The organism is Tenacibaculum sp. MAR_2010_89 (genome assembly GCF_900105985.1).
GTDB classification, from domain to species: domain Bacteria; phylum Bacteroidota; class Bacteroidia; order Flavobacteriales; family Flavobacteriaceae; genus Polaribacter; species Polaribacter halocynthiae.
The window spans coordinates 1-25,000 of record NZ_FNUB01000004.1 but is presented as its reverse complement, the minus strand read 5'-3'; the positions used below and the strand labels follow the sequence as shown (position 1 = coordinate 25,000).

The following is a 25,000-nucleotide window of genomic DNA, read 5'->3' as shown; positions in this document are numbered from 1 at the left end:
CAAGTAGTACTAATAACCCATAGGCTTATGTACGTACTTCCCCTCCTTGTGAGGGGAAGCAAACTCTTTGAAACTTTACAATATTATATTTATCAATATGTTAACTTATACAGTTGAAATACACTGAAACAATTTAAGGTGATTATTGCAATGGGGCTCACCTCTTACCATTCCGAACAGAGAAGTTAAGCCCATTAGCGCCGATGGTACTGCCACAGGTGGGAGAGTAGGTCGTTGCCTTTCTTTTAAACCGTTCTTTAGTAAGATAAAGAACGGTTTTTTTTTGTGTTATACCTTACTTTTTTAACACAACCTAAATAATCAGTAGTTCAATACTTTTTTTCACTTTAGATCGTTAGAGGTTCGCCTATGCCTTCGCTTATATAGCTATTTTATTATCATTAAATTAAAGAATTATAAACTACAGGATTTAGACATTCATTTAATTTATGAAGTTTTATATTTCGCTATGCATATTTGTACATTTGTAAAAAAAAATGAAAAAAATACTATTTAGAGCAACTTTATCTATAGTTATTGTATTAGCTTATCGCTTTAAACTGCCTAACAATTATTATGACTTAATTACAGGTTTATTAATATTAAGCCTTTTAATATTCGATTTAAATGTTAATAGCTATCCAAATGATTTCAAGAATGCATTATCTTACTACTTAAGTTGGTTAGTTATTTGTGTGTCTATCTTTCCTTTCCAAGGAATAAATTTTAGTATATTTTCCCCTATTTCATTGCTGTTATTTATAAAGTTATTTACTTTAATAGTTTATTTTATAAAGTATAAAAGTTTCTGCGTAACTAAAACGTTACTATCAAATATATGGTTAGGAGTACTAGCTTTGTATTTTATTGAGTTATGTACTAATTCTACACATGGTTTCGCAAGTCTATGTTATAATTTTTCAATATTTTCTTCAATAGAATTAATTATAATTGCCTTTATTAAAAAAAATAGGTTAGTATATACATCAAGTATCTTTAATTTTTTATGGTTGAAGAAATAATGTTAATTTTTTTCCATAAACATCCTTTTTAATAGTACCTATTTTATTGAAATAACTATATTTTAATTGCTTTCCTAATTGATATAGCTTTAGAATTGGTGTAATGACATAGCTATACTCTAAGGAGAGAGATAAAAGATTATTTAGTATTAAGTTATATTTTATATAAACATTATTAGAGTTGAGTAATTTCAATTATTATGAATCTATTACTAATATCATTAAACAATTTATTAAGTTGTTTAAAACAGTGCTTATATGCTATAGTTGTTATGTTTATAGGAGTGATTAATTAGAGTAGTATATGCTTTATTCATTTTTTATAGAATGATTCTTTATTAACCAGGAGATTTTGAATATTAGTATTAAATAGGTAATTAATTTAATACATAATCACTAAATATAGTAAATTAAAAAACAGTTATCATTTAATTTTTGACTAAGAAAGAAAAATGTAGACCATAAAAAAGCTTGCACGTGCAAGCTTTTTTCTTTAATCCCCTAAAAAAAATCCGAAGCTTTCGCTTCGGACTTGCGGAGAAAGAGGGATTCGAACCCCCGGTCCTGTTACAGACAACGGTTTTCAAGACCGCCGCATTCGACCACTCTGCCATTTCTCCTTAATGACTCACTCAGTATTCCCTGAATGCGGGTGCAAATATAGAACCTTTTTTTAATTTTCAAAAACTTTTTGACTACTTTTTTAGGTTATAAAAGCCTTTTTTTTACTTGTTTTTTTTAATTGACTTATTATTAGATAGTTCTGCGTGTTTTTTTTTGAATTTTTTTTTTAAAAAAAATATAGAATGCTTTTTAACATTAATAAAGCGAGCTTATATTGTTTTATGAAAGGTATTATGTTGGATAAATGAAGACAATTATTGTTGTTTAATTAGTGCTATATTAATAAATAATTTTACTTTCGTTCTTTAAATTATTAAAGCATGTTTAATTCATTTGGAAATATTTTAAAGTTAACCACTTTTGGGGAGTCACATGGTACTGCTATAGGGGGAATAATCGATGGTTTTCCTGCTGGAGTAAAAGTAGATTTTGAAGCTATTCAAAATGAATTGGATAGACGGAAGCCAGGACAGTCTAAAATTGTAACTCAACGTAAAGAACCTGATACTGTTGAATTTTTATCTGGTGTTTTTGAAGGACTTACAACAGGTGCTTCTATTGGTTTTGTAATTAAAAATACAAACCAAAAAAGTAAAGATTATAATCATAATACAAATGTATATCGTCCTTCTCATGCTGATTATACGTATGATAAGAAGTATGGAGTTAGAGATTATAGAGGAGGAGGAAGAACTTCTGCAAGAGAAACAGCGAATTGGGTTGTAGCAGGTGCATTAGCTAAACAATTAATAGCACATATTGATATTAATGCGTTTACATCTTCTGTAGGAGATATCTTTATGGTTAAACCTTATCAAGAACTTGATTTTTCGAAAACTGAAAGTAATATAGTTCGTTGTCCAGATGAACCTTCTGCTGAAAAAATGATTGAGAAAATTCATGAAATAAGAAAGCAAGGAGATACAATTGGAGGTACAATAACATGTGTAGCTCAAAATATTCCTGTAGGTTTAGGTGAGCCAATTTTTCATAAGTTACATGCAGAGTTAGGGAAAGCAATGCTTTCTATTAATGCAGTAAAAGGATTTGAGTTTGGTAGTGGTTTTTGTGGAGCAAAGATGCAAGGTTCTGAACACAATGATGTTTTTAATGTAGATGGAACCACACAATCAAATCTATCAGGTGGAATCCAAGGAGGTATATCTAATGGAATGGACATTTATTTTAGAGTAGCTTTTAAACCTGTAGCTACTATCATGCAAAATCAAGCGACTATTAATTCCGATGGAGAAGCCACAGAAATACATGGTAAAGGAAGACATGATCCATGTGTTGTGCCAAGAGCTGTACCTATTGTAGAAGCTTTAACTGCGATGGTCTTAGCCGATTTTTGGCTGCTTAACAAGACAAGAAAGATTATTTAAGTATTTTCATATAAATATTAAAAAAGAGAGCTGTAAACAGCTCTCTTTTTTATTTTACCCTCTCTTTTTTTTGTAATATTACATTTTTTATTCTTTGATATGTTTTGTTTTTATGTATTTTCACATAATTAAACAATGAGTTAAAAAAGTTATTTAAATATTTATATGAAGTATATAAAAGGTAGAGGAGCACAACATAATTCACATAATAAATTTTCTATTCATGAATATGAAGTATTGGATGATTTTCTTAATTATTGTGAAATAGAAAATGAAAAGCATGAAACTAATTCAACTTCCTACCTAGAGGTGCATTCTAAAACTATTCTAAATAAAGTAACAAGCCCAGATACAGGGTTTTCTTATTCAATGAACCCATATCAAGGTTGTGAGCATGGATGTATTTATTGTTATGCTAGGAATACTCATGAATATTGGGGGTATTCAGCTGGTTTAGATTTTGAAAGGAAAATTTTATATAAAGTAAATGCTGCAGAATTATTAGAAAAAAAGTTAAGAAGCAAAAATTGGAAAGCTCAAAATATAATGTTATCAGGAAATACAGATTGCTACCAACCAATAGAAAGAAAATTAGAGATAACAAGAGAAATGCTGAAAGTATTACTGAAATTAAAGCACCCAGTTAGTATTATTACTAAAAACTCATTAATTTTAAGAGATATGGATATTTTAAAACAAATGGCAGTAATGAATTTGGTTCATGTAAGTGTTTCAATAACATCCTTATCTGATGAAACGAGAAGAGTTGTAGAGCCAAGAACAGCTTCCATTAAGAAAAGATTAGCAACAGTTAAAAAATTGTCTGATAATAATATTCCAATAAATGTAATGATGGCTCCCATTATTCCTGCTATAAATAGCCATGAAATTATACCATTAGTAAAAAAAGTAAGTGAATTAGGTGCTAGGTCTGTTGGCTATACAATTGTTCGTTTAAATGGAGCTGTTGGAGAAATATTTACGAATTGGTTAATGAAAGCTTACCCAGATAGAGGGAGTAAAATAATTAATCAAATTAAAGATTGTCATAATGGATCTTTAAATGATTCTCATTATAGTAGTAGAATGAAAGGGGAAGGTAAAATAGCAGAGCAAATTAATATACAATTTAAATTAGCAAGAAAATTATATTTAAAAGGTATTGGATTAATTCCTTTAGATTTTAATAGGTTTGATAAAAAGTTAACTAATCAATTTAAGTTATTTTGATTAGTTCTTAAATGAAGTGGTTTATTTAGTTGTTTTTCGGTTATCTATAGATGATATCTTGTTTTTTGTCTAATAATGTTTGTGAAAAGAGAAACTAGTATTTGTTTTAATGTTGTAATAAGTTAAAAAAGTATGCATAAAAAACTAATATAATTTTTTAAAATATTACATAAACAAACAATTTTAACCCTTCAAAATTCTAAAAATGAAACAAAAAGTTAAAGCACTTCTGGTGCTATTTATCTTTGTTACATCTACCTTGGTGTACGCTAATTCTGAAAAAAACTCCAATTACTTATCTAAAAAAACACGGAAGTCTTGTGTAAATGAGTATACTACTGAAATAAGTAATCACCCTTTAATATCAAAAGAACTTTGGAATATTTTATTTCCCTACCGTTTTGGTTCTAAAGATATTGGTGGTGGTGAATGGGTTCTTGATCCTAAAGATGATTTTTATACCTATGAATCTTTTATTGAAGCTATAAACAGAATGTCTAAAATTAAAGTGATTTTTGATAGACGCTGTGGTACAAATTCTTATAAAATAACTCGTATCGATAAAGTTACTGGTGCTTCTGTGGTTATTAGAAAAGACGTAGATTTTGATGAACCAAGAAATGTAGATAAAGAAATTATTATTAAGGAAGTAGATTATGGATCTTTTTTAGAAGAGGGAAGTACTGAGGAAAGAAAACGTGAGTTAATTGCCTTTTTTGCTAACATTTCCCATGAAACAACAGGTGGTTGGGCAACAGCTCCAGGAGGAAGGTTTTCTTGGGGACTTCATTTTAGAGAAGAACCAACAAATGCTTCTTATGCATCTCCTGATACTAATTATCCACCAACTCCAGGGAAATCTTATAAAGGTAGAGGACCAATTCAATTATCTTATAATTATAATTATGGACCAGCAAGTGAGTTTATTTTTGGAGACAAGCAAGTTTTATTGGATAATCCAGAAAAAGTAATAGAGGATGCTGCGTTAGCATTTCAAACAGCAATTTGGTTTTGGATGACACCTCAATACCCAAAGCCTTCAGCACATGATGTTATGACTAATAATTGGATACCAAATGATTTAGATAAAACTAAAAATAGAGTTCCAGGTTTAGGGATGACAGTTAATATTATTAATGGAGGTGTTGAATGTGGACAAGGAACTGAAAAACCACAGGTGGTTGATAGAATAGGTTATTATGAACGTTATGCACAAGTTTATAATATTGGAACAGATATGGATGGTGTTAATGATTTGTCTGACTGTGGATGTAAAGATATGAGTAAGTATGGAGGAGATGCTTCAGATTTAACCGCAGAACCTTGTGCGCAAAAACCAGCTGTAGTATTCATTACTCCAATTAATAATCAAATTATAAAACAAGAAACATTTGCTTCCATACCTATAAGTTTAGATGTTGACGAAAAAAAATCAGTATTAGAAACTATAACCACAAAAGTAGGAACAGAAACATTTGTAGGTATATCTTTTTCTTGGTTACCGAGCTCTTATGGAACACATGTGCTTACCACAGAAGCTGTTTTTAAAGATGGGAAAACAATTTCAACTTCAATAAATATAGTTATTTGGGATGGGATTAATTTGGGTTGTACAGATATCCCAGAATGGAGATCCACTAAAATTTATGATAAACCCAATAATTATGTCAAATATAATACTACCATTTATAGAAATAAATGGTATGCAGCAAATGGCTTAGAGCCAGATAAAAATGGAGTTTGGGAAAAAATTAAAGAGTGTGGAGTAAATCAAGGAACTGCACCTATTGTTATTTGGAATACTCCGGTTGAAAATCAAGTAATAGAAATGAAAACTTTTGAAGAAATAAGTTTAAAGGCTACAGCAACCGATAGTGATGGGGTTATACAATCTTTTTCTTTTCTGCATAATGCTAAAACAATTACAGCTACAAAAGTAGGTAATGAGTATACAGCTACATTTACACCATTAGCATTTGGTGCGGTAACTTTAAAAGCTGTCGCAACTGATAATAGTGACAAAACAACTAGTAAAGAAATAGTATTTATTATTAAAGAAATTGGACAAAATACATCACCAGTTATATCAGAAATTACTCCAGTCAATGCTTCGGTTATTGAACAAGAAAATCTTTCAGTTATAAATTTAAAAGCTAAGGTAGAAGATAATAGTTCTGTAAGTTCAGTTAAATTTTTATTGAATGAAAAAGAAGTTACCGTAACATCAACTAAACCAACTATATATTCAGCTTCTTGGATACCTTCAGTTTATGGTAATGTAGCGTTTAAAATAATAGCTATAGATGATGAAGGGAAAAGTATTACTGCTAATTCTTCATTTATTGTAAAAAAGAAAACTACTGGAACAGTTTGTGAAACTACTCCTAGCTGGGTTTCTAAGATATACTCTCAAGCTGGAGTAGAAGTTGTTTATAATGGGGCTATTTATAAAAATAAATGGTATGCTTCTAGTGCAGAAGTACCTGGAGAGTCAGATGTATGGAGTTATATTCAATCCTGTAATGGAAGTGGTGATGATTATTGTGGTTCACCAGCATGGGTTTCTAGTAAAGTTTATAATACAGGTGATAAAGTGTATTATGAAGGTACCATTTTTGAAGCAAAATGGTGGACAAAAAATAATATTCCAACAACATCTAACGAATGGAAAGTTATTGAACCTTGCTCTTCACCAAAATCGGAAATATCATCCTTAAAGTTATATGCTAATATTGTTTCTGAAGAAATAAAAGTAACTGTAGAATTAGAAAAAACATCATACGTTAAAATTGATTTATTTGATTTTTCTGGTAGAAAAATAGAAACGATAATAGATGTAAAACTTCATAAAGGAACTAACTTTTTTAGAAAAAGTATAAAGAACCTAAAAAAAGGAATTTATATCTACAAGACATATGTAGATGGGGAGGTTAAAACCAAAAAGATACTTAAAAAGTAATATACATGGCTGATTCGCTCTCTCAGCGTATCAGTCTTTTCTTATATAAAAAAATAAACAACTAACTAACAACTAAAACATCAAGTCATGAAAAAAACATTTGTATTGATTAAACTTTTATTTTTGAGCGTATTGTTACAGGCTCAATATCAATTCCCTGCTTGTAGTCCAGACTGGGATGCAGCTAAAGATCATTATAAAAAAGGAGAACAAGTTTCTTTAGATGGAATTAATTATACTGCTAAATATTATACTTCAGCAAAACCAGGACATGCTTCATGGCAACGTGATGGTGGATGTGGAGATGGAGGTTTGGGGCCAAATTATTCTGGAAAACAACGTATCATAGGGTATTTACCTACATGGATTCCTGATTATGATATTAAGAATAATTTTAATCCAGAAGTTGTAACTAATATTAATGTGTCTTTTTTAATGTTTAAAAGAAACAACAATAACTATAATAGTAACGATTTTGGATCTATAGCTTTAGATGAGTTTCAGTTAAAGAAAGTTGATTCGGTATTAACAGACTGTAATGTATTAGCTAAAGCAAAAGCTAAAAATGTAAAAGTATCAGTAGCTTTAGGAGGAGCAACAGATTATGCATTTTTGTGGTTAATGTCTAAATACTATAATAATGACCAAAAACTAGAAGAAATAGCAACACTTTTGGTAAATTATATTAATGAGCGTCAATTAGATGGAATTGATTTAGATTTAGAGTGTTGGTGGGCAGACCCTACAATTTCTGGTACTTCTGACCAAGGAGGAAGAGTAAGAGGAAGTAAGTGGGGAGATGGAGATAAAGGTCCTCATAATGCTGCAATTGGTTTAACTAATTTGAGTAAGAAATTGAGAGAAAAAATGCCTAATAAACTAATAACTGCTGCAGTATTTGGAACTTCTTGGTATGGGAATAATTATGATGCAAAAATGGCAGATTACATGGATTGGATTGGTTTGATGACCTATGATTTTACAGGCTCATGGGATAAATCGCCAGTTGGACCTCATTCATCTTTGCATAAACTTCCTTTGAATACCTATCAAGGACAATCTGTGGATAATCCAATTTATGCTGCTGAAGATGCTTTAGAGTATTGGATGGGAATAGCAGATCCAACTTGGAATCATGCTGGCGGTTTTGATGTTAAAAAAGCTAAGTTAGTTATTGGTGTGCCAATGTATGGTTATGATTTTTCTGAGAAAAAGCCTAATGGTGGTAATGGCGCGAAATTTGTACCCTATAGAGATATTGTAAAAGATTTTCCCAATGCAGCAACAAGTTATGATGTTAAAGATCCTAAAAAGTTAAGTGGACATATTACTTTAAATGGAAAGAATATATATTTCGATACTCCTAAATTAGCAGGAGAAAAGATTAAATATACTAAAAATTTTGGGCATCAAGGTGTCATTATTTGGGAACTTACTCAGGATGTAGATTATAATTCATCCTCTAGCATATTAAAGGCAATTAACGAAGCAGCAGGAAATAATACTTCAATAAATAGTGTACCAATAGTAACTTGGAAATCACCAATGAGCAACCAGGTTTTTGAAGTAGAAAAATTGTCTGAAATAAATTTAAAAGCTTCAGCAACAGATTCTGATGGAACTGTAGTTTCTTTTGAGTTTGAGTATGATGGAAAAATGATAAGTGCAACAAAACAAGGAAATGAATATACAGCTAGTTTTATTCCTGTTAGTTTTGGAGAAGTATTGGTTAAGGCAACTGCAACTGATGATAAAAATGCTTCAACTACAAAAGTTTTAACTTTTACGGTTAAGAAAAAAACTATAGGAACAAATCTTCCACCGGTAATCTCAAAGATAACACCTATAGATTTGAGTGTTACTGAGCAAATAACGCTTTCTAATATAGTACTTGAAGCAACTGTAACTGACGATGTTTCTTTAAATTCTGTTGAATTTTTTATAGATAATGTTGCAGTAACATCAATAATGAATAATAATGGGGTTTATTCAGCTAATTGGCAACCTGCTGCTTTTGGAACTTATGAATTTAAAATTATAGCGAATGATGGAGAAGGAGCTAGTACTTCTAGTCTAACATCTTTTTCTATTAAGAAAAAAGTTAGTGGTAGTATTTGTGATGCTGTTTTAGAATGGAAATCAAAAATATACGCACAAGCAGGAGAAGAAGTAAAGTATAATGGAGCTATTTATAAAAATAAATGGTACGCTTCTAGTTCAGAAACACCAGGTGTAGCTGATGTATGGGATTATATTCAACCTTGTAATGGAGATACTACAAATAACTGTGGGGTTTCTACTTGGATTGCTAGTAAAGCTTATAATACAGGAGATAAAGTATATTTTGAAATGAACATATACAAAGCTAAATGGTGGACAAAAAATAATACTCCTGGAGTATCTAATGAATGGGAATTTGTTTCTAAATGTGAGTCAATGAGTAAGATTTCTGAATTAAAGTATCCAACTGTGGTTAAAAACGAGATTACCATAAATATGGAAATTAATCAAGAGTCTGATGTTAAAATTGAGTTGTACAATTTTTCGGGTCAGTTAATCAAAACTTTAATTAGTGAAAAAAACTTTAAAGGAATAAAAATATTAGATAAGGATGTTTCAGATTTAAAAAAGGGAATTTATATTTATAAAATACGTGTAGGAAACAAAGTTATAACTGAGAAAATGTTATTGACTAAATAATTTTTTAATACATATTAAATTCAAAAGACGGTAAAATTACCGTCTTTTTTTATAGCTTGTAAATCATTAAATTCGAGAAAAATATTTTATGGGAGTTTATGAGCAGTTATTAGGAATATTATCAAATAATTGGGAAAAAGAGATTTCTATAAAGCGGAATGAATTTTTAGTAAACGAAGGTGAAGTTGAAACTAATTTATATTTTGTAACTAAGGGGAGTTTACGTGTTTTTATTAATAACGAGATAGAAGAACATACCATACGATTTGGTTATTCTAATTCTATTATTACTGCATTAGATAGCTTTATAACTGGTAAACCTACAACATTTTTTATTCAAGCAATTAAAAAGTGCGAGCTCAAGGTTATTTCAAAAAAAACATATTATCAATTAATTAATTCAAAAGAAGAGTATAAAGATGTTTGGAGTAAAATGTTAGAAAACTTTGTGTATCAACAGATTGAAAGAGAAATAGATTTGATAACTTTTTCTCCACTAAAAAGGTTTGAACGATTAATAAAAAGAAGTCCTCAAGTTTTTCAAGAAATTCCACAAAAGTATATAGCGTCTTATTTGCGAATGACGCCTGAAACTCTTTCAAGAATTTTAAAAAGTCTTGATTAAGATCAATATTTATGTCTAATAATAAATAGAAATTTGATTAAAAATAGAATAATGGTTTTTAACGTAGATGAATTACTAACAGAATTAAAAAAATATACAAATAATCATATAGAGTTTGCACATTTTTTAGAAAGTAAACCTGAAATTGAATTACAAAAAAAAGTAAACGATACATCTTGGTCAATTTTAGAATGTTTAGAGCATTTAAATTTATATGCAGAATTCTATAATAGAGAAATAAAACAAAGAATACAATCTTCAAATTTACCCTCAGTTGATAGTTTTAAATCTGGTTTTTTAGGTAATAAATTTGCCTTAGATATGTTACCTTCTGAAAAGATGAAAACGATGAAGACTTTTAAAAGTAAGAATCCAATACATTCAAAACTTAAAAAAATAAATGTTCTTTCAAATTTTATTAAAAATCAAAAAGAGTTATTGGTATTATTAGAGTTAGTGAAAGATAAAAATTTAACTAAAATTAAAACATCAATTACCTTACCATTATTAAAATTTAGGTTAGGTGATACATTACATTTTGTAATTTATCATAATGAACGACATGTTGTACAAGCTAAAAAGCTAATGTAAAATAAAAACCAGAACTAAATTTAGTTCTGGTTTTTTATATAGTATTAACTTAGTTACTCAACTAAGCAAGCATTGTAACTGGATTTTCAATAAAAGTTTTTAGTGTTTGTAAAAACTGAGCTCCTACAGCACCATCAACAGTTCTGTGGTCACACGCTAAAGTTAATTTCATTGTGTTACCTACAACAATTTGACTGTTTTTAACAACAGGTTTTTCAATAATTGCACCTACAGATAAAATAGCAGAATTAGGTTGGTTAATAATTGAAGTAAAACTTTCAATACCAAACATACCTAAATTAGATACAGTAAAAGTGCTTCCTTGCATTTCATTTGGCTTGATCTTTTTATTTCTAGCTTTACCAGCTAAATCACGAACAGAACCACCAATTTGTGTTAAGCTTAATGCATCAGTATGTTTAACAACCGGTACAACTAAACCTTCATCAACAGCAACAGCTACACCTACATGTATGTGACTATGAAATAATGTAGTATTGTCTGTCCAGCTAGTATTAACTTGTGGATGCTTTTTTAAAGCCATAGCACAAGCTTTTACAACCATATCATTAAATGATACTTTGGTGTCTGGAACTGAATTTATTGTTTTTCTTGAAGCGATAGCATTGTCCATGTCAACTTCTATGTTTAAATAGAAATGAGGAGCATTAAATTTAGAGTTACCTAAAGATTTTGCTATTGCTTTACGCATTTGAGAGTTCTTAATTTCTTCAGTTTTTTCTTCACCAGCAATAGTAAAATTACTTACCGTATTAGTGGTGCTTGCACTACTAGTTTCTTTTACAGTAGTTGCTTGAACTGAAGAGGTAGGAGTATAGTTTTCTACATCTTTTTTGATGACACGACCATTTTCTCCTGAACCTTTAATATCAGCAATGTTATAACCTTTGTCTTTAGCTATTTTTTTAGCTAAAGGAGAGGCTAAAAGACGCCCACCTGTAGAAGAATTATTAGAATTCTCTTTAGGAGTTGTTTCAATATTTGAAGAAACACTGGGAGTACTTTCCTTAACTTCTTCTTTTTTGTCTGAAGTAGAATTCGAAGAAGTTAAATTGCCAGCTTTGTTTGCTTCTAATAAGGCAGAAACATCAGTTCCTTCTGTACCAATAATAGCTAATAAGCTATCAACAGGAGCACTATCACCTTCTTGCACTCCAATATGTAATAAGGTACCTTCTTGAAAAGACTCAAATTCCATTGTAGCTTTATCAGTTTCAATTTCAGCTAAAATATCGCCTTCTTCTACTTTATCACCAACATTTTTTAACCAAGTAGCCACAGTACCATCTGTCATAGTATCACTTAAACGAGGCATGGTTACTACTTTTACATTTTCAGGAATTGAAACAGTAGTAGTATTTGATGTAGTTTCTTTTTTTGAATTTTCTTCTGTTTTAGTTTCAGAAGCAGGAGCTGAATTACCACTTAATAGAGCAGAGAAATCTTCACCTTCATCACCAATAATAGCAAGTAAGCTATCAACTGGAGTTGCTTCACCTTCTTGAACACCTATGTGTAATAAAGTTCCTTCATGGAAAGACTCAAATTCCATTGTAGCTTTATCTGTTTCGATTTCAGCTAAAATATCACCTTCTTCTACTTTGTCTCCAACACTTTTTAACCACTGTGCAACAACACCCTCTTCCATGGTGTCGCTTAAACGAGGCATATTTATTATTGTAGCCATATTTTAATGAGTTTTTGTTGGATTTATTATTTTATAAAAGGGTAATCTTCTTGTTCGTAAACCATATCATGTAATTGATTCAATTCAGGATATGGAGATTCCTCAGCAAATTTCTCACATTCACTAACAGATTCTTTTACTTCTTTTTTAATAGCGTCTATTTCTTCGTCAGAAGCATATTCGTTCTTTTTAATAATATCAAGAACTTGAGTAATAGGATCTATTTTTTTGTACTCTTCAACTTCATCTTTAGTACGATAATGTTGAGCATCAGACATAGAATGACCTCTATAACGGTATGTTTTCATTTCTAAAAAAGTAGGACCGTCTCCTCTACGAGCTCTTTGAATAGCTTCGTCTACAGCTTCGGCAACTTTTATAGGATTCATTCCGTCTACTGGTCCACATGGCATTTCGTACCCTAACCCTAGTTTCCAAATATCAGTATGATTTGCGGTTCTTTCAACAGATGTTCCCATTGCATATCCATTGTTTTCAACAATAAATACAACTGGTAACTTCCAGTTCATTGCCATGTTAAATGTTTCATGTAATGAACCCTGACGAGCAGCACCATCACCAAAATAACATAGTGTTACAGCATCACTTCCTTTATATTTATCACCAAAAGCAAGTCCAGCACCTAAAGGAATTTGACCTCCAACGATACCGTGACCTCCATAAAAACGATATTTTTTAGAGAAAATATGCATAGATCCTCCCATTCCATGAGATGTACCCGTAGCTTTACCATATAGTTCAGCCATAACTCTTTTAGGATCTTCACCCATACCTATTGGTTGAACGTGATTACGATAAGCAGTAATCATTTTATCCTTGGTTAAATCCATTGCATGCAATGCTCCTGCTAAAACAGCCTCTTGACCGTTATATAAGTGTAAAAAACCTCTTACTTTTTGTTGAATATAAACTGCTGCCAATTTATCTTCAAACTTTCTCCAAAATAACATATCTCTATACCAGTTGATATAGGTCTCTTTGGTGATTTCTTTCATTATATATTAGTTGTTTATTTTGTTTGTTCGTTTTACTTATTGTAAAAAATTCTGCCTACAAAAGTAGTAGTTTTTAGTAATTTAAAAAAAGGTTCTTGCTAAAAGTTACTTTAACTATTGATAAGTTTAAAAACTTTAGTTTTTATTCTTTTTCTTTAGCTACAATAATTGTTGCTTTAGCTCCAGTAGCAAGGTTCCATTCATTTGATGAAATTAACATTCCAGAATCGTTGTAAATTTTAAAAGCGGCAGTGTTAGGACCTGATGTTCCTTGGTTTAAAGCTAGTATTTTTATAATATTAATACCTTCATCCAAAGGTATATTAAACGATTGGAAGCTTTGTTTTAGTGTAAGGTTTGAAATAACAGGGATATCATTAATATAGATAGTTACTTTATCTCCATCAGGATATTGATAATCTCTACAAATAATATTAACACTTTTTGCTTTTGTGCTAAAGCTACCTAAATCTTGATCTATTACTGGATATTGAAATTGGCCATTTATTTTTTTAAATGCCTTTAAATATTGTTCTTCAGCTATTTTAGCTTTTGTTAGTATTCCTTTATTATTATAAGATTCAGCAGCTTGTTTTCTTTTTTGTTCTTTTTGTTGTTTTGTATGAGCTGTTTTAAAACCATTGTCGTTTTTAAAATCTAAAACTTTTGGTTTTTTTGTATTCTTAGCAGAGACTTTAAAATTTCCTAAAGAAGATTTTCCTTTATCCTTTGCATTGGTAGAATTGTCTAATTGAGCAAAACTTGAAGAAGAGATACTGAAAAATATGGCTAAAAAAATAAATCTAATAGTATATGACATAATAGCGTATATCTAAGCAAATATAATACCGATTTTAAAACGCTTATCTAAATAAAGCGTTAAAAGTTATTATTTTATAGGAAAATCAAAATAAGTATTAGGAAATGGTTCATTGCGTAACGTAAAATGCCACCATTCATTTTTATAAGGTCTAAAGCCAAACTTTTTCATACTTTGTTGTAATAAAGACCTATTTTTTTTCTGATTTTTAGTTAATTTTTGAAAGGTAATATGAGATGAAACACCAAAAAAATCATAAGGACTTCCCATATCTAACTCCTTCCCAGTTTTAATATTTACAATTGTTAAATCAACTGAACTACCTCTAGAATGACCTGACTTAGTTGCAATATATCCAAGTTTAAATAGATGGCGTTTATTTAAATTTGGGTAGTATTGCTGTTTCATCAATGTGTCATTGATTACTCTTGCCCATTTAACAAAATGGTTAACAGCAGTTTGTGGTCTGTATGCGTCAAATACTTTTAAACTGTATCCCTTTTTAGTTAATTCAGCTTGTACTTTTTTTAAAGCTTTTGCGGTAAGAGTAGAGGTAATTAACACATCATCATTATAACCGTTTACTGGAATACCAACAAAGTTATTATGGTTACAATAACGTAGTTCTCGTAATATGGTTGGGTCTATATCTTTTACATATGAAAAACCTTCAGGTAAATTTTGAGAGTGTATTACTATAGATGTAAATAAAAAAAAAGAAAAAATCCATTTCATGGAGTAAAAGTAATGAAAAAAGAAGATAGATATAATCTATAGATTCGTAGATTCAGGTAAATTAAAATAAATTAGTAAAATACATAAAGTTACTTTTAGTGTTATTTAATAGGCTATTGAACATTTTTTTACACTTTTTTGACATTTAATTTGCAAGTTTAGATAGGAGGTGAAAGTATATTCGTAATAACATTAATAATTAAGTAGTATGAATAAAATGAAAAAAAGATTTTTGATTATAATAGCTCTAGCGGCTATTGTTGTTTTTAGTGGATATACTAACAGTACGTTTGAAACTGACAAAAGAGAAAAGAGTAGAATATTTGAAGGTGATTTTATGAATTTATTTGTAACACATGGCCATTGTAGTACTCCCTTTAGTGGTACAATAAATAGTTTACAGGTTATTACATCTAAACGAAAAGATCAGGGTAATCCTCTTGAGAATATGAAACTTTCTTTTGCTTTAGATCCTGATTCATTTAAAGTTTGTAGAGGAGGTGCTGATTTAAATAAAAGAATAAAAAAACCAGGAATATTTGTAAATGAAGAAAAAGATAAAATTACTTTTAAATCTACCAATGTTTATACAATGGGAATAGATTGGTATCAGGTTAATGGAATCATGTCTATAAAAGGAGTTGAAAAAGAAGTAAAATTATTTGTTTCTGGTATTCGAGATACTAATGAAACATATCCTAGTTTTTTAATTTTAGAAGGAAGAGTAAATTTATTTGATTGGGGAATTGATTATGATAAAATTATTACTGGAGTATCAAGTAATATTTCCACTAAATGGATGCACTTTAATATGAGAATAAAAGTATCATAATATTTTAGTTTTTTTAATAAAAAAGCCAAAGCTCCTCAGCTTTGGCTTGTAAACTAATAAAACCAAGTATTAGTGTCATTTAGCGTTAGCTAGCAAAAATGAACTAATGTTTTTAGTGTCAACTATATTTTTAATGTAGACTAATAACTTTTGTCATTATCCATTTATTGTTTTCTTTTTTCCAAACTGCTACAAATTTACTTGGAGGAGATTTAGCATTTGGTTCTTTTTTGTTAAAAAACTTATGATATCCAATTTCAATTGCACCATAATCTTTAATAGGATATACTTCTATACTACCTTCAATTAAAGTACGTGTTACTTTATTACAAATGTTTTTTTTGATAGACTCTAATATTTCTTTTTTAGAAGTTGATAATCCTCCTTTATCATGAAAAAATTCAATTTTTTCACTTAATATATCACTTTGTTTTTTTATGTCGCACTTGTTATAGGCAGTGAAATAAGCAGCGTCCATCTTTACAATTTGATTGTGTAAGTCAATATTTGAGGGCTTGTACTTAGGGATTTCGTGAGTTTGAGCTCCCATAAACCATGAAATAAACAAGGTGTATAATAAAGTTAAAAGCTTCATGAAAAAATTACCTTTAAAAAAGAAATCGAAAAATGAGTCCATAGTTATTGCTTTAATAGGTTGTTTTAGGTTACCAAGTTTTAAAGGCTAATGTACCTTCTTCATTGTATATTCTACGAAACCCTTTAGGTATATCTCTTAAGGTATTGTTAGATATTGTAATGTTTCCTGTATATCCATCATTACAATCAATATTTAAAATTAGCTTTTCAATCATTCCGTTCTTATCATATTTCGGATTAATTATATCAATATCTATATCCTTTTTGTTTTTAAACCAACGAACTAGTTTCTTTAGTTCATTTTTAGTAGTGTTTTTACTTATTATAAATTCAGATTTCAGATCATTAATGGTGCTGTCAAATAAAAAGCTAACATCGTCATTATTTTCATAGTCCCAATCTTCATTGTCTTCAGAGTCATTATCACTGTTATTTTCTTTTTGACAATCTGTACAATCTAAACCTTTTAAAGTCATTTTAAAATGATGGTTAGACATGTTTCTATCATAAATATTATCAATGTTATCTATATGATATAAGAAATTACGAGATGAAGCTTCAAAATAGATAGTAGTACCTTCAGGTATAAATAAAGTAGCTTTTATTTCTTCGTCTTTCCATATGTTTTTGTAATCACTTAAAAAGAATGCATCAAAAACAATTACATTATTGGCTGATTTAAAGTTATAAACTATTTCTTCAGCATTTTTATTAGCTTTATTACGTTTTCTTCCTTCAGAAGTTTTTTTAATTTCAATGTATGCACTACCCGTTTCACTTTTTTTAACATCGATGTTTACGTCGTTAGAGTATTTCATTTCTTTATCATCAATAGATACACTCACACCATTATTTTTATTGCGTAAATTGTGTTGGTAATAAATGTTATCGTCATTTATTACTCTAATTTTTAAAGGGTCATTTTGATTATAAGTTATGCTATGTTTATTAACATTTACTCCATTATAAGCTCTTGATGTACCATACTCTATTGCTGAAAAACCAACACCTAGAAGAGCTGTTAACCAAATACCTAGTAAAGTTAATACAGCGGTTGTACTTAACTTTTTTATGTTAGGTGATAAAATTCTTAATCCTAAAATAAATAATACTATAAACGGTACTCCTATTAAAATAAATAATAAAATAGCTAATAACCATTTAGGTAATGATGAGTCATAAAAAAATGGAGGATAATGAATAAAGTCGTTATCAAAATTTAATATTTCTAAGCTTCCTACTGAAAATACTCCTAACAATAATGATATAATGGTAACACCAGCAATAAATATTAATAGAACTCCCATGAACTTTCCAAAAACTTTAAAAACAGCTAGTAAAATTTTACCCATTGTGTCAATAAAATCTTGAAAACCTGATTTTGTTTGAGCACGTAATTTATCATAGTCAGCACCTGAAATTTTATCAGAAAGTTCACTGGCACCATCTTTTAGCTTTGTTGATATGTTTCCAAACTCGTCACGAATTTTTTTTTCAATGTTATCAATATTTACAGCTTCGCCTTCCATTTGTAATTTTTCAGCTGTAGTTTTTGCTTCAGGTAATAAAATCCACAATATTATATACACTAAAGGTGAAAATCCACTAGCTAATAATATAATGAACGCTAAACGTACCCATATAGCATCAATACCAACAAAATGACCAAGACCAGCACAAACACCACCTAAAAATTTGTCATTACTATCTCTAAATAATTTTTTAGAAGTATTTTTTCTTCTTTTAGTATAGGTTGTATTATCATTATATGCTTCTTCAGCTTCCGCATAATCTTCAGGTTGTCCCATGATACCAATAATATCTTCTATATCACCTTCATTTACAACTTGACGCGCATCTGTAATTCTTTCAGATAAAAGTTCGCTAATACGTGATTCTATATCTGCTATAATCTCATCTTTTCCTTGAGGGTCATCGCTTAAAGAGCGAGATATCGCTTCTAAATAACGGTTTAATTTTTGATAAGCAATTTCATCTATATGGAAGAAGAACCCGCCTAAATTTATGTTTATTGTCTTATTCATTTTTAGTTGATTTTGTACTTGTTACTTGGTTTACTGCGTTTACTAAATTGTTCCAGGTTTTATCTAATTCTTTTAAGAATAATTGTCCGTTTTCTGTAAGTACGTAATACTTTCTTGGTGGTCCAGATGTTGATTCTTCCCATCTGTAAGTTAATAATCCAGCATTTTTCAGCCTAGTTAATAACGGGTAAATAGTACCCTCAACCACAATCATTTCTGCACTTTTTAAGGTTGAAAGAATTTCTGAGGTATATGCATCTCCATTTTGTAAAATAGATAGTATGCAATATTCTAACACACCTTTACGCATTTGAGCTTTTGTGTTTTCTATCTTCATTGAGCGTTGTTTAAGTGGTTATTTAATAAATTTTATTGTAAAAGGATATTTATACATTTCTCCTTTATTTGCTTTCATTGCTGCTATAATAATTAAGGCAATTTTAATTAAACTAACAATACTTACTAAAGAGGCTATTCCTAAAAAACCAAAAAAACCTCCATAAGAATGATGTCCTCCAAAGTCAATATCTACTCCGTTGAAAATGTCTAGAAAACTTCCAAAGAAGAAAGAAAAGAAAGAGGCACTTAGTATAAAAATGTATAATCCAAAACTAATATTAAAGTTTACAGCTTCTTTACCATGTTCGTCTAAAAAAGTACTTCTGTCTTTTAAAGTTTGCCAAACAATTAATGGGGTTATAATACTTCCTAAAGGAAATAAATAACCAGCAAAAGCTGAAATATGTATTAAAAAAGCATTGGTGTTTTCGTTGTTATGTTGCATAATAATATAAATTATATAATACTTGACTATGCAAATATATATCTTTTAAAAGGTATTATGCAATACATAGTACTAAAATTTAACAAACTTTAACATTTGTTAGCAGTATTAACAATTAAATAAAAAGTCGTACATTGCCCATAAACACTATATAAATGAAGTATACACCCCGAAAAATTAATACCTTTTTATTTTTTAAACTTCCTTCAGCTTTTTTAACAGGAGTACGAGTAAAATCAATTTCAGATACCAATTCAGTGGTGTCTGTTACTTATAAATGGATGAATCAGAACCCATTTAAATCTATGTTTTGGGCAGTTCAAGGAATGGCATCTGAATTATCAACAGGTATTTTGGTGATGAAAGAAATAAGTGAATCAAATAGAAAAATATCTATGTTGGTAACAAATATGAGTGGAACTTTTACTAAAAAAGCTATTGGTAAAATAAGATTTGAATGTAATGATGGAATGCTTATAAGAGAGGCTATAAAAAAATCGATAGAAACTGGAGAGGGGCAAACTGTAATTGTTACTTCTGAGGGAATTAATGAAGAGGGAGTTTCGGTCTCGCAATTTAAATATGAGTGGAGTTTAAAAGTAAAATCGTAACAAATTATAAATATCATAGTCTAATAGCTAAAAACTAATTATTATGAATGCACACGAAATTGATTACCGCATTTTTGGAGAAGAAATGCAATATGTAGAAATTGAATTAGATCCAGAAGAGGGTGTTGTTGCTGAAAGTGGAAGTTTTATGATGATGGATACAGATGTGAAAATGAATACTATTTTCGGTGATGGATCTAATCAAGAAAAAGGGTTGCTAGGTAAAATTTTTTCAGCAGGAAAAAGAATCCTTACAGGAGAAAGTTTGTTTATGACAGTTTTTACGAATGTTGGATATGGGAAGAAACAAGTATCTTTCGCTTCTCCTTATCCTGGTAAAATTATCCCCGTTGATTTATCTGAATTTGGAGGGAAATTTATTTGTCAGAAAGATGCATTTTTATGTGCTGCCAAAGGAGTTTCTATAGGAATAGAGTTTTCTAAAAAGTTAGGAAGAGGCTTGTTTGGAGGAGAAGGCTTTATTATGCAAAAGATGGAAGGAGATGGAATGGGGTTTATTCATGCAGGAGGAACTATGGCTAAAAAGGTATTACAACCTGGAGAAGTGTTAAAAGTAGATACTGGTTGTATTGTAGGGTTTACTCAAGATGTAGATTATGATATTGAGTTTGTTGGAGGAATAAAGAATACTATTTTTGGTGGAGAAGGGTTGTTTTTTGCAAGTTTAAGAGGACCTGGTACAGTATATATTCAATCATTACCTTTTAGTAGATTAGCAGGTAGAGTTTTATCTATGGCACCTCAAACTGGTAGGGGTGATAGAGGAGAAGGTAGTATCTTGGGAGGTATTGGAGATATTTTAGATGGAGATAATAGGTTTTAAAGTTTAAAAAAAAATAATTATTGTATAAAAAAAATCCGCTATTAAGCGGATTTTTTCATGTTGTTGTAATATAAAATTAAGGAGGTAAAGTTTTATATACCTAGTTCTTCAAACATATTTAAAAGCTTTTCACCAGCAGATGGTCTTGGAGCATTTCTACTTACAATATTTCCATCAGGGTCAATCATTATAAATCTAGGTAATCCTTTAATAGCGTATTTTTTAATAAATTCAGAACCAAAAGATTTATCAGCGAATAATTGTACACCACCCATTTCTTTTTGGTCAATGGTTTGTTTCCATTTTTCTTTCGCATTAATGTTATCAACACTAATACTTACAAATTCAATATTCTTATCATGATATTGCATTTCAAGTCTCTTTAGTAAAGGAGTCTCACGTTTACAGAAACCACACCAAGTGGCCCAAACATCAATGTAAACATACTTTCCTTTACCTAATAAATCATCTAAAGAAGTTTTAGTTCCATCATAATTTTCATAATTATCAAATTTAGGAGAAGGTTTACCTTTTGCAGTAATTTTTAGTGAATTGTATATTTCACCAATTCTGTCCTTATGACTTTGATTAGAAGAGTATTTTAAAAACTTATTATAATATACTTCAGGATCTTCAGTATATGTAATTCCAGCTTGAGCAGATCCTTTATATTTTTCATTAAATAAAAGATCATTTTTAGTGATTGAGTCACTAACTTCATTATGAACAGTTTCTATATAAGTTAAAAAGAAGTCTCCAGTATCTGTTAATTTTGAATTTGTCTTTTTTGATATCTCTCCAACTAAAATTTCTCTGTAATATGCCGAGTTAATATAATCTTCACCATTATTGTAGCTAATTTTATCAGAAACAGATGGGAAGTTTTCAGAAACAACAAACTCATCATCACCAATTAAAATAGGGTGATATACTGGATATTGATATAAATCTCTTAAATATTCATACTCAATATTTTTAATTTCTTTTTTTAAGAAAGATTCAGGTAACTGGCTACCCATTGCTAAATCAGTTAAAGAATTTTTATAAGTGTCAACTTTTTCTAAAAAAGCTTCCTCATCAAGAGCAAGTAACTTTCTAAGATTACCTATTTCACTTGTAAATACTTTACCTTTTTTAATGAAGTAATTGTTTATAGCTGCATTAGTTCCTTCAAAATTAATAGCATCTAATTTCTTATAATCAAAAAGAAGTTTAGTGTCTTCAGTTTTTGTTAAATATAGATTTATAGGTTTTTTATTTACAATCAGTTTATAATAACCTTCTCTATCTATTTTTATAGTATCTATAAAAGTTTTATTTTTTTTGTCGAATTTTATCTTTTTTTCAAATCCAAATCCTTGTAATTTAACATCTCTTTTTTTAAAGTTGTCAATTGACCCGGAAATAACTAAATAATCTTTTACAGGTTCTTTCTTACATGAAAGTATAATACCTCCTATGAGGGCTAAAAGTACTAGTTTTTTCATTCTTCTGTATTTAGGTGTAATATAATATTTCAAGTACCGAAAGTACTTTATTTAGTTTTTTTTTCAAAGAAATTAACAGTTTATTTCGTTTTTGTTTGAGATTTTATGGTTTTTTTGTGTTTTTAGTTTAATATTTTAACTTTTTTAAGCGGTTTTAGCTTTGTTAAAAGTGTTAAACCTAATTTTTTTTGCAAACTCATAGTGAGTTTTTTATGGCTTTTTTTCTAGTTTTTCTACTTATTTTATAGGGTAGCTAACTCTAATTATTTAGTATTTAAATATTATAAAAAAACCGAAGCATAGCTCGGTTTTTATTTCCTTTTTCAATAACAATCATCCCCTCAAATCTGTCGTAATTAATAGTAGATAGTCCTTCATAATTTATGAATAAATTGTTAAAGCAATGTTAAATCAATAACTATGCCGCAATTGTAATAGTATTAATAAAAGATGTTTTTTTTTATGTTTTTTGTGTTTTTTTGACGTTTTTTTTAATCTTTACTCTTAAATTTATGTCTTTAAGTATCAAAAAACATAGTAGATGTGTGTGGTTAAAATTTAAGTTTTAGCTAAGTACTAAAAACCCTCTACTTTAAAGTAGAGGGTAAAAAGTTAACTTAACGTACAAGGGGAAAAAAATTAAGTAACCTTCCTAAGTTACAAAAATAATATAATAATCAAAAAAAAAACAGTTTATGATTAACTATAATTGGTTTTTATAGAGGTTGTTATGTTTTTTTTACTTTACTTATTTTAAGTAACTTTTTTTAATTGAAATTCCATTAGATTTGCAGTGATGACTAATAGTTACTCATATGATTTCTATTAAAACTCTTATTTGTTTTGTATAAAAAATATATGACTAAAAAAAGGAAAATAAAATTAATAAACTTTTTAAAATTAATATCAGTATTATATTTTTTTATATGTGTTGGTTATACTTTTTCAAGAAAAATTGATCTTTTTCCTGAAAAGTTGAATAACAATTACGAGTTTTAAATTTGACCAAAATTTTGAAGAACTTTATTTTAATACTAAAGATGGTAATTTTTTAAATGGACTTTTATTTAAGTCTGTTAAAGCTAAAGGACTTGTTTTTTATTTACACGGTAACGCAGGAGCATTAGATTCTTGGGGGAATATAGCTAAAGTATATACAGATTTAAATTATGATATTTTTATTCTTGATTATAGAGGGTATGGAAAAAGTGAAGGGAAAATAATCAAACAGCAACAATTATTTGAGGATAATCAATTAGTATATAATACACTAAAAAAGGAATACAGTGAAGAAAATATAATAATTCTAGGTTATTCAATAGGAACAGGACTTGCTTCTAAATTAGCATCGAATAATAATGCTCAACATTTGATTTTACAAGCTCCCTACTACAATTTAATAGATATAGTGAAGCAAAACTTTTCATACATACCTTCATTTATTTTTAAAATATAAATTTATGACTAATGAGTATTTAAAAAAATGCAAAATGCCAATAACAATTTTTCATGGTGATAGTGATACTGTTATCAGTTATGAATCTTCCTTAAAGTTAAAAGAAGAATTTAAGGATAGAATACATCTTATTACTTTAAAAAATCAAGGCATAATGGAATAACTTACAATAAAGTTTATAATAAAGAATTAATAACAATACTAACTAAATAAACAAATAAAATACAATTAGGTTTAAAACTTAAATAAATGAAAATACATTCAATATTAATAAGCTATTTTTTTATAATTATTTCATCAACTTACGCTCAAGATAAAGCTAGTAAATTTCATGATGAAAAAGGTAATTTTAAAATTTATTCCCTAAAAGCCCTGAAATAACAAAAAAAACAGGAGATACTGATTATGGAAAAATAACGATTACATCATTTAATACTGAATATAAGAATGGGGATAATTTATCTTATAACGTTAGTTACATAGATTATCCTAAAAGTTTTACTGATACTTTAAGTGTAAAAAAATATTTATGGTTTGTTTAACGGAGCACAAACAACAAATATTAATTCTGAAAGTATACAATTTGTTAGGCACTTTTAATCTAGATATATTAGGCCATGTTGGGAGAGAATTTAGATGGAAAGACATTGATAATAAAATTATGTTTAGAGCAAGGTTTTATTTAGTTGATAATAGAATGTATATTTTAAGTGTAAGAACACAAGAAAAAAATAACTTTAATGTTGGGATAAATCAATTTCTTGAATCATTTGAACTTATTGGAGTTAAGCCTAAGGTTATTAATCAGAAAGAAGTAATAAAGAGTCAAAAAATTTATAAAATCAAATTTCCTATGAAAGCTGAAAAGCGTGAAATGGAAACTTCAACTGAATATGGTAAATCAAATATTTATATAGAATTATATCAGC

General features: G+C 28.9%; 21 protein-coding genes, 1 tRNA gene and 2 rRNA genes (1 of these 24 cut by a window edge). 14 read left to right on the top strand and 10 right to left on the bottom strand.

The window, feature by feature from the left end; translation table 11 throughout:
* Positions 1-33: ribosomal RNA gene (locus BLV71_RS00915) — 23S ribosomal RNA — on the top strand; it begins 2,848 nt to the left of the window's first position.
* A gap of 101 nt (positions 34-134) precedes the next feature.
* Positions 135-243: ribosomal RNA gene (gene rrf, locus BLV71_RS00910) — 5S ribosomal RNA — on the top strand.
* A 1,314-nt stretch (positions 244-1,557) separates the two neighbouring features.
* Here the strand turns inward: rrf and BLV71_RS00900 are convergent.
* Positions 1,558-1,642: transfer RNA gene (locus BLV71_RS00900), tRNA-Ser, on the bottom strand.
* A gap of 324 nt (positions 1,643-1,966) precedes the next feature.
* Here BLV71_RS00900 and aroC point away from each other — a divergent pair.
* From aroC to BLV71_RS00870, 6 genes are all read left to right on the top strand, one after another.
* The gene (gene aroC / locus BLV71_RS00895) at positions 1,967-3,031 is read left to right on the top strand and encodes a chorismate synthase (RefSeq protein WP_093868733.1); all 1,065 of its coding nucleotides are present in this window, start codon (positions 1,967-1,969) and stop codon (positions 3,029-3,031) included.
* 165 nt (positions 3,032-3,196) lie between these two features.
* Positions 3,197-4,261: a PA0069 family radical SAM protein gene (locus BLV71_RS00890; protein ID WP_093868732.1), complete on the top strand. Its 1,065-nt coding sequence runs from the start codon at positions 3,197-3,199 to the stop codon at positions 4,259-4,261.
* A 205-nt stretch (positions 4,262-4,466) separates the two neighbouring features.
* Entirely contained in the window at positions 4,467-7,220 is a 2,754-nt protein-coding gene (locus BLV71_RS00885) for a glycoside hydrolase family 19 protein (RefSeq protein WP_093868731.1), read from the top strand.
* An 87-nt stretch (positions 7,221-7,307) separates the two neighbouring features.
* Positions 7,308-9,920, top strand: coding sequence for a glycosyl hydrolase family 18 protein (locus BLV71_RS00880; protein ID WP_093868730.1), 2,613 nt, complete (start codon positions 7,308-7,310; stop codon positions 9,918-9,920).
* Positions 9,921-10,008: 88 nt separating this feature from the next.
* A complete protein-coding gene (locus BLV71_RS00875) occupies positions 10,009-10,545 on the top strand; it encodes a Crp/Fnr family transcriptional regulator (RefSeq protein ID WP_093868729.1) in 537 nt (178 codons plus the stop codon).
* Between the two features lie 51 nt (positions 10,546-10,596).
* Positions 10,597-11,136: a DinB family protein gene (locus tag BLV71_RS00870; protein WP_093868728.1), complete on the top strand. Its 540-nt coding sequence runs from the start codon at positions 10,597-10,599 to the stop codon at positions 11,134-11,136.
* Positions 11,137-11,197: 61 nt separating this feature from the next.
* Here the strand turns inward: BLV71_RS00870 and BLV71_RS00865 are convergent, their stop codons facing one another.
* From BLV71_RS00865 to BLV71_RS00850, 4 genes are all read right to left on the bottom strand, one after another.
* A complete protein-coding gene (locus BLV71_RS00865; protein ID WP_093868727.1) occupies positions 11,198-12,844 on the bottom strand; it encodes a pyruvate dehydrogenase complex dihydrolipoamide acetyltransferase in 1,647 nt (548 codons plus the stop codon).
* A 26-nt stretch (positions 12,845-12,870) separates the two neighbouring features.
* A complete protein-coding gene (pdhA, locus tag BLV71_RS00860) occupies positions 12,871-13,860 on the bottom strand; it encodes a pyruvate dehydrogenase (acetyl-transferring) E1 component subunit alpha (RefSeq protein ID WP_093868726.1) in 990 nt (329 codons plus the stop codon).
* A gap of 142 nt (positions 13,861-14,002) precedes the next feature.
* Positions 14,003-14,680: a hypothetical protein gene (locus BLV71_RS00855; protein WP_093868725.1), complete on the bottom strand. Its 678-nt coding sequence runs from the start codon at positions 14,678-14,680 to the stop codon at positions 14,003-14,005.
* A 69-nt stretch (positions 14,681-14,749) separates the two neighbouring features.
* Positions 14,750-15,415, bottom strand: a complete 666-nt coding sequence (locus BLV71_RS00850; RefSeq protein WP_093868724.1) for a M15 family metallopeptidase — start codon at positions 15,413-15,415, stop codon at positions 14,750-14,752.
* Positions 15,416-15,632: 217 nt separating this feature from the next.
* Between BLV71_RS00850 and BLV71_RS00845 the strand changes: the two genes are divergently transcribed.
* Positions 15,633-16,247 carry a YceI family protein gene (locus BLV71_RS00845; protein ID WP_176974322.1) on the top strand — a complete coding sequence of 205 codons (615 nt, stop codon included), beginning with the start codon at positions 15,633-15,635 and terminating at the stop codon, positions 16,245-16,247.
* A gap of 130 nt (positions 16,248-16,377) precedes the next feature.
* On the opposite strand, the gene BLV71_RS00840 is transcribed toward BLV71_RS00845, so the two are convergent.
* The 4 genes from BLV71_RS00840 to BLV71_RS00825 form a co-directional block, all read right to left on the bottom strand.
* Complete coding sequence (locus tag BLV71_RS00840; RefSeq protein ID WP_255405066.1) at positions 16,378-16,842, bottom strand: nuclear transport factor 2 family protein; 465 nt, start codon at positions 16,840-16,842, stop codon at positions 16,378-16,380.
* 70 nt (positions 16,843-16,912) lie between these two features.
* Positions 16,913-18,889, bottom strand: a complete 1,977-nt coding sequence (locus BLV71_RS00835; protein ID WP_093868722.1) for a PspC domain-containing protein — start codon at positions 18,887-18,889, stop codon at positions 16,913-16,915.
* A complete protein-coding gene (locus BLV71_RS00830; protein ID WP_093868721.1) occupies positions 18,882-19,226 on the bottom strand; it encodes a PadR family transcriptional regulator in 345 nt (114 codons plus the stop codon). Before BLV71_RS00830 ends, BLV71_RS00835 begins: the two co-directional genes overlap by 8 nt.
* A gap of 18 nt (positions 19,227-19,244) precedes the next feature.
* On the bottom strand, positions 19,245-19,673 hold the full coding sequence (locus BLV71_RS00825; RefSeq protein WP_093868720.1) for a DUF4870 domain-containing protein: 429 nt from the start codon (positions 19,671-19,673) through the stop codon (positions 19,245-19,247).
* Positions 19,674-19,828: 155 nt separating this feature from the next.
* Between BLV71_RS00825 and BLV71_RS00820 the strand changes: the two genes are divergently transcribed.
* The gene (locus tag BLV71_RS00820; protein ID WP_093868719.1) at positions 19,829-20,284 is read left to right on the top strand and encodes a DUF4442 domain-containing protein; all 456 of its coding nucleotides are present in this window, start codon (positions 19,829-19,831) and stop codon (positions 20,282-20,284) included.
* Positions 20,285-20,327: 43 nt separating this feature from the next.
* Positions 20,328-21,128, top strand: a complete 801-nt coding sequence (locus BLV71_RS00815) for a TIGR00266 family protein (RefSeq protein WP_093868718.1) — start codon at positions 20,328-20,330, stop codon at positions 21,126-21,128.
* Positions 21,129-21,220: 92 nt separating this feature from the next.
* On the opposite strand, the gene BLV71_RS00810 is transcribed toward BLV71_RS00815, so the two are convergent.
* Entirely contained in the window at positions 21,221-22,615 is a 1,395-nt protein-coding gene (locus BLV71_RS00810) for a TlpA family protein disulfide reductase (protein WP_143032741.1), read from the bottom strand.
* Between the two features lie 979 nt (positions 22,616-23,594).
* Between BLV71_RS00810 and BLV71_RS18785 the strand changes: the two genes are divergently transcribed.
* The 3 genes from BLV71_RS18785 to BLV71_RS00800 all read left to right on the top strand — a co-directional run.
* On the top strand, positions 23,595-24,071 hold the full coding sequence (locus tag BLV71_RS18785; RefSeq protein WP_369813902.1) for an alpha/beta hydrolase: 477 nt from the start codon (positions 23,595-23,597) through the stop codon (positions 24,069-24,071).
* 34 nt (positions 24,072-24,105) lie between these two features.
* Positions 24,106-24,234, top strand: coding sequence for a hypothetical protein (locus BLV71_RS18780; RefSeq protein ID WP_255405065.1), 129 nt, complete (start codon positions 24,106-24,108; stop codon positions 24,232-24,234).
* A gap of 366 nt (positions 24,235-24,600) precedes the next feature.
* Positions 24,601-25,000: hypothetical protein (locus BLV71_RS00800; RefSeq protein WP_143032740.1), on the top strand; the 400-nt coding region annotated here is incomplete at its 3' end.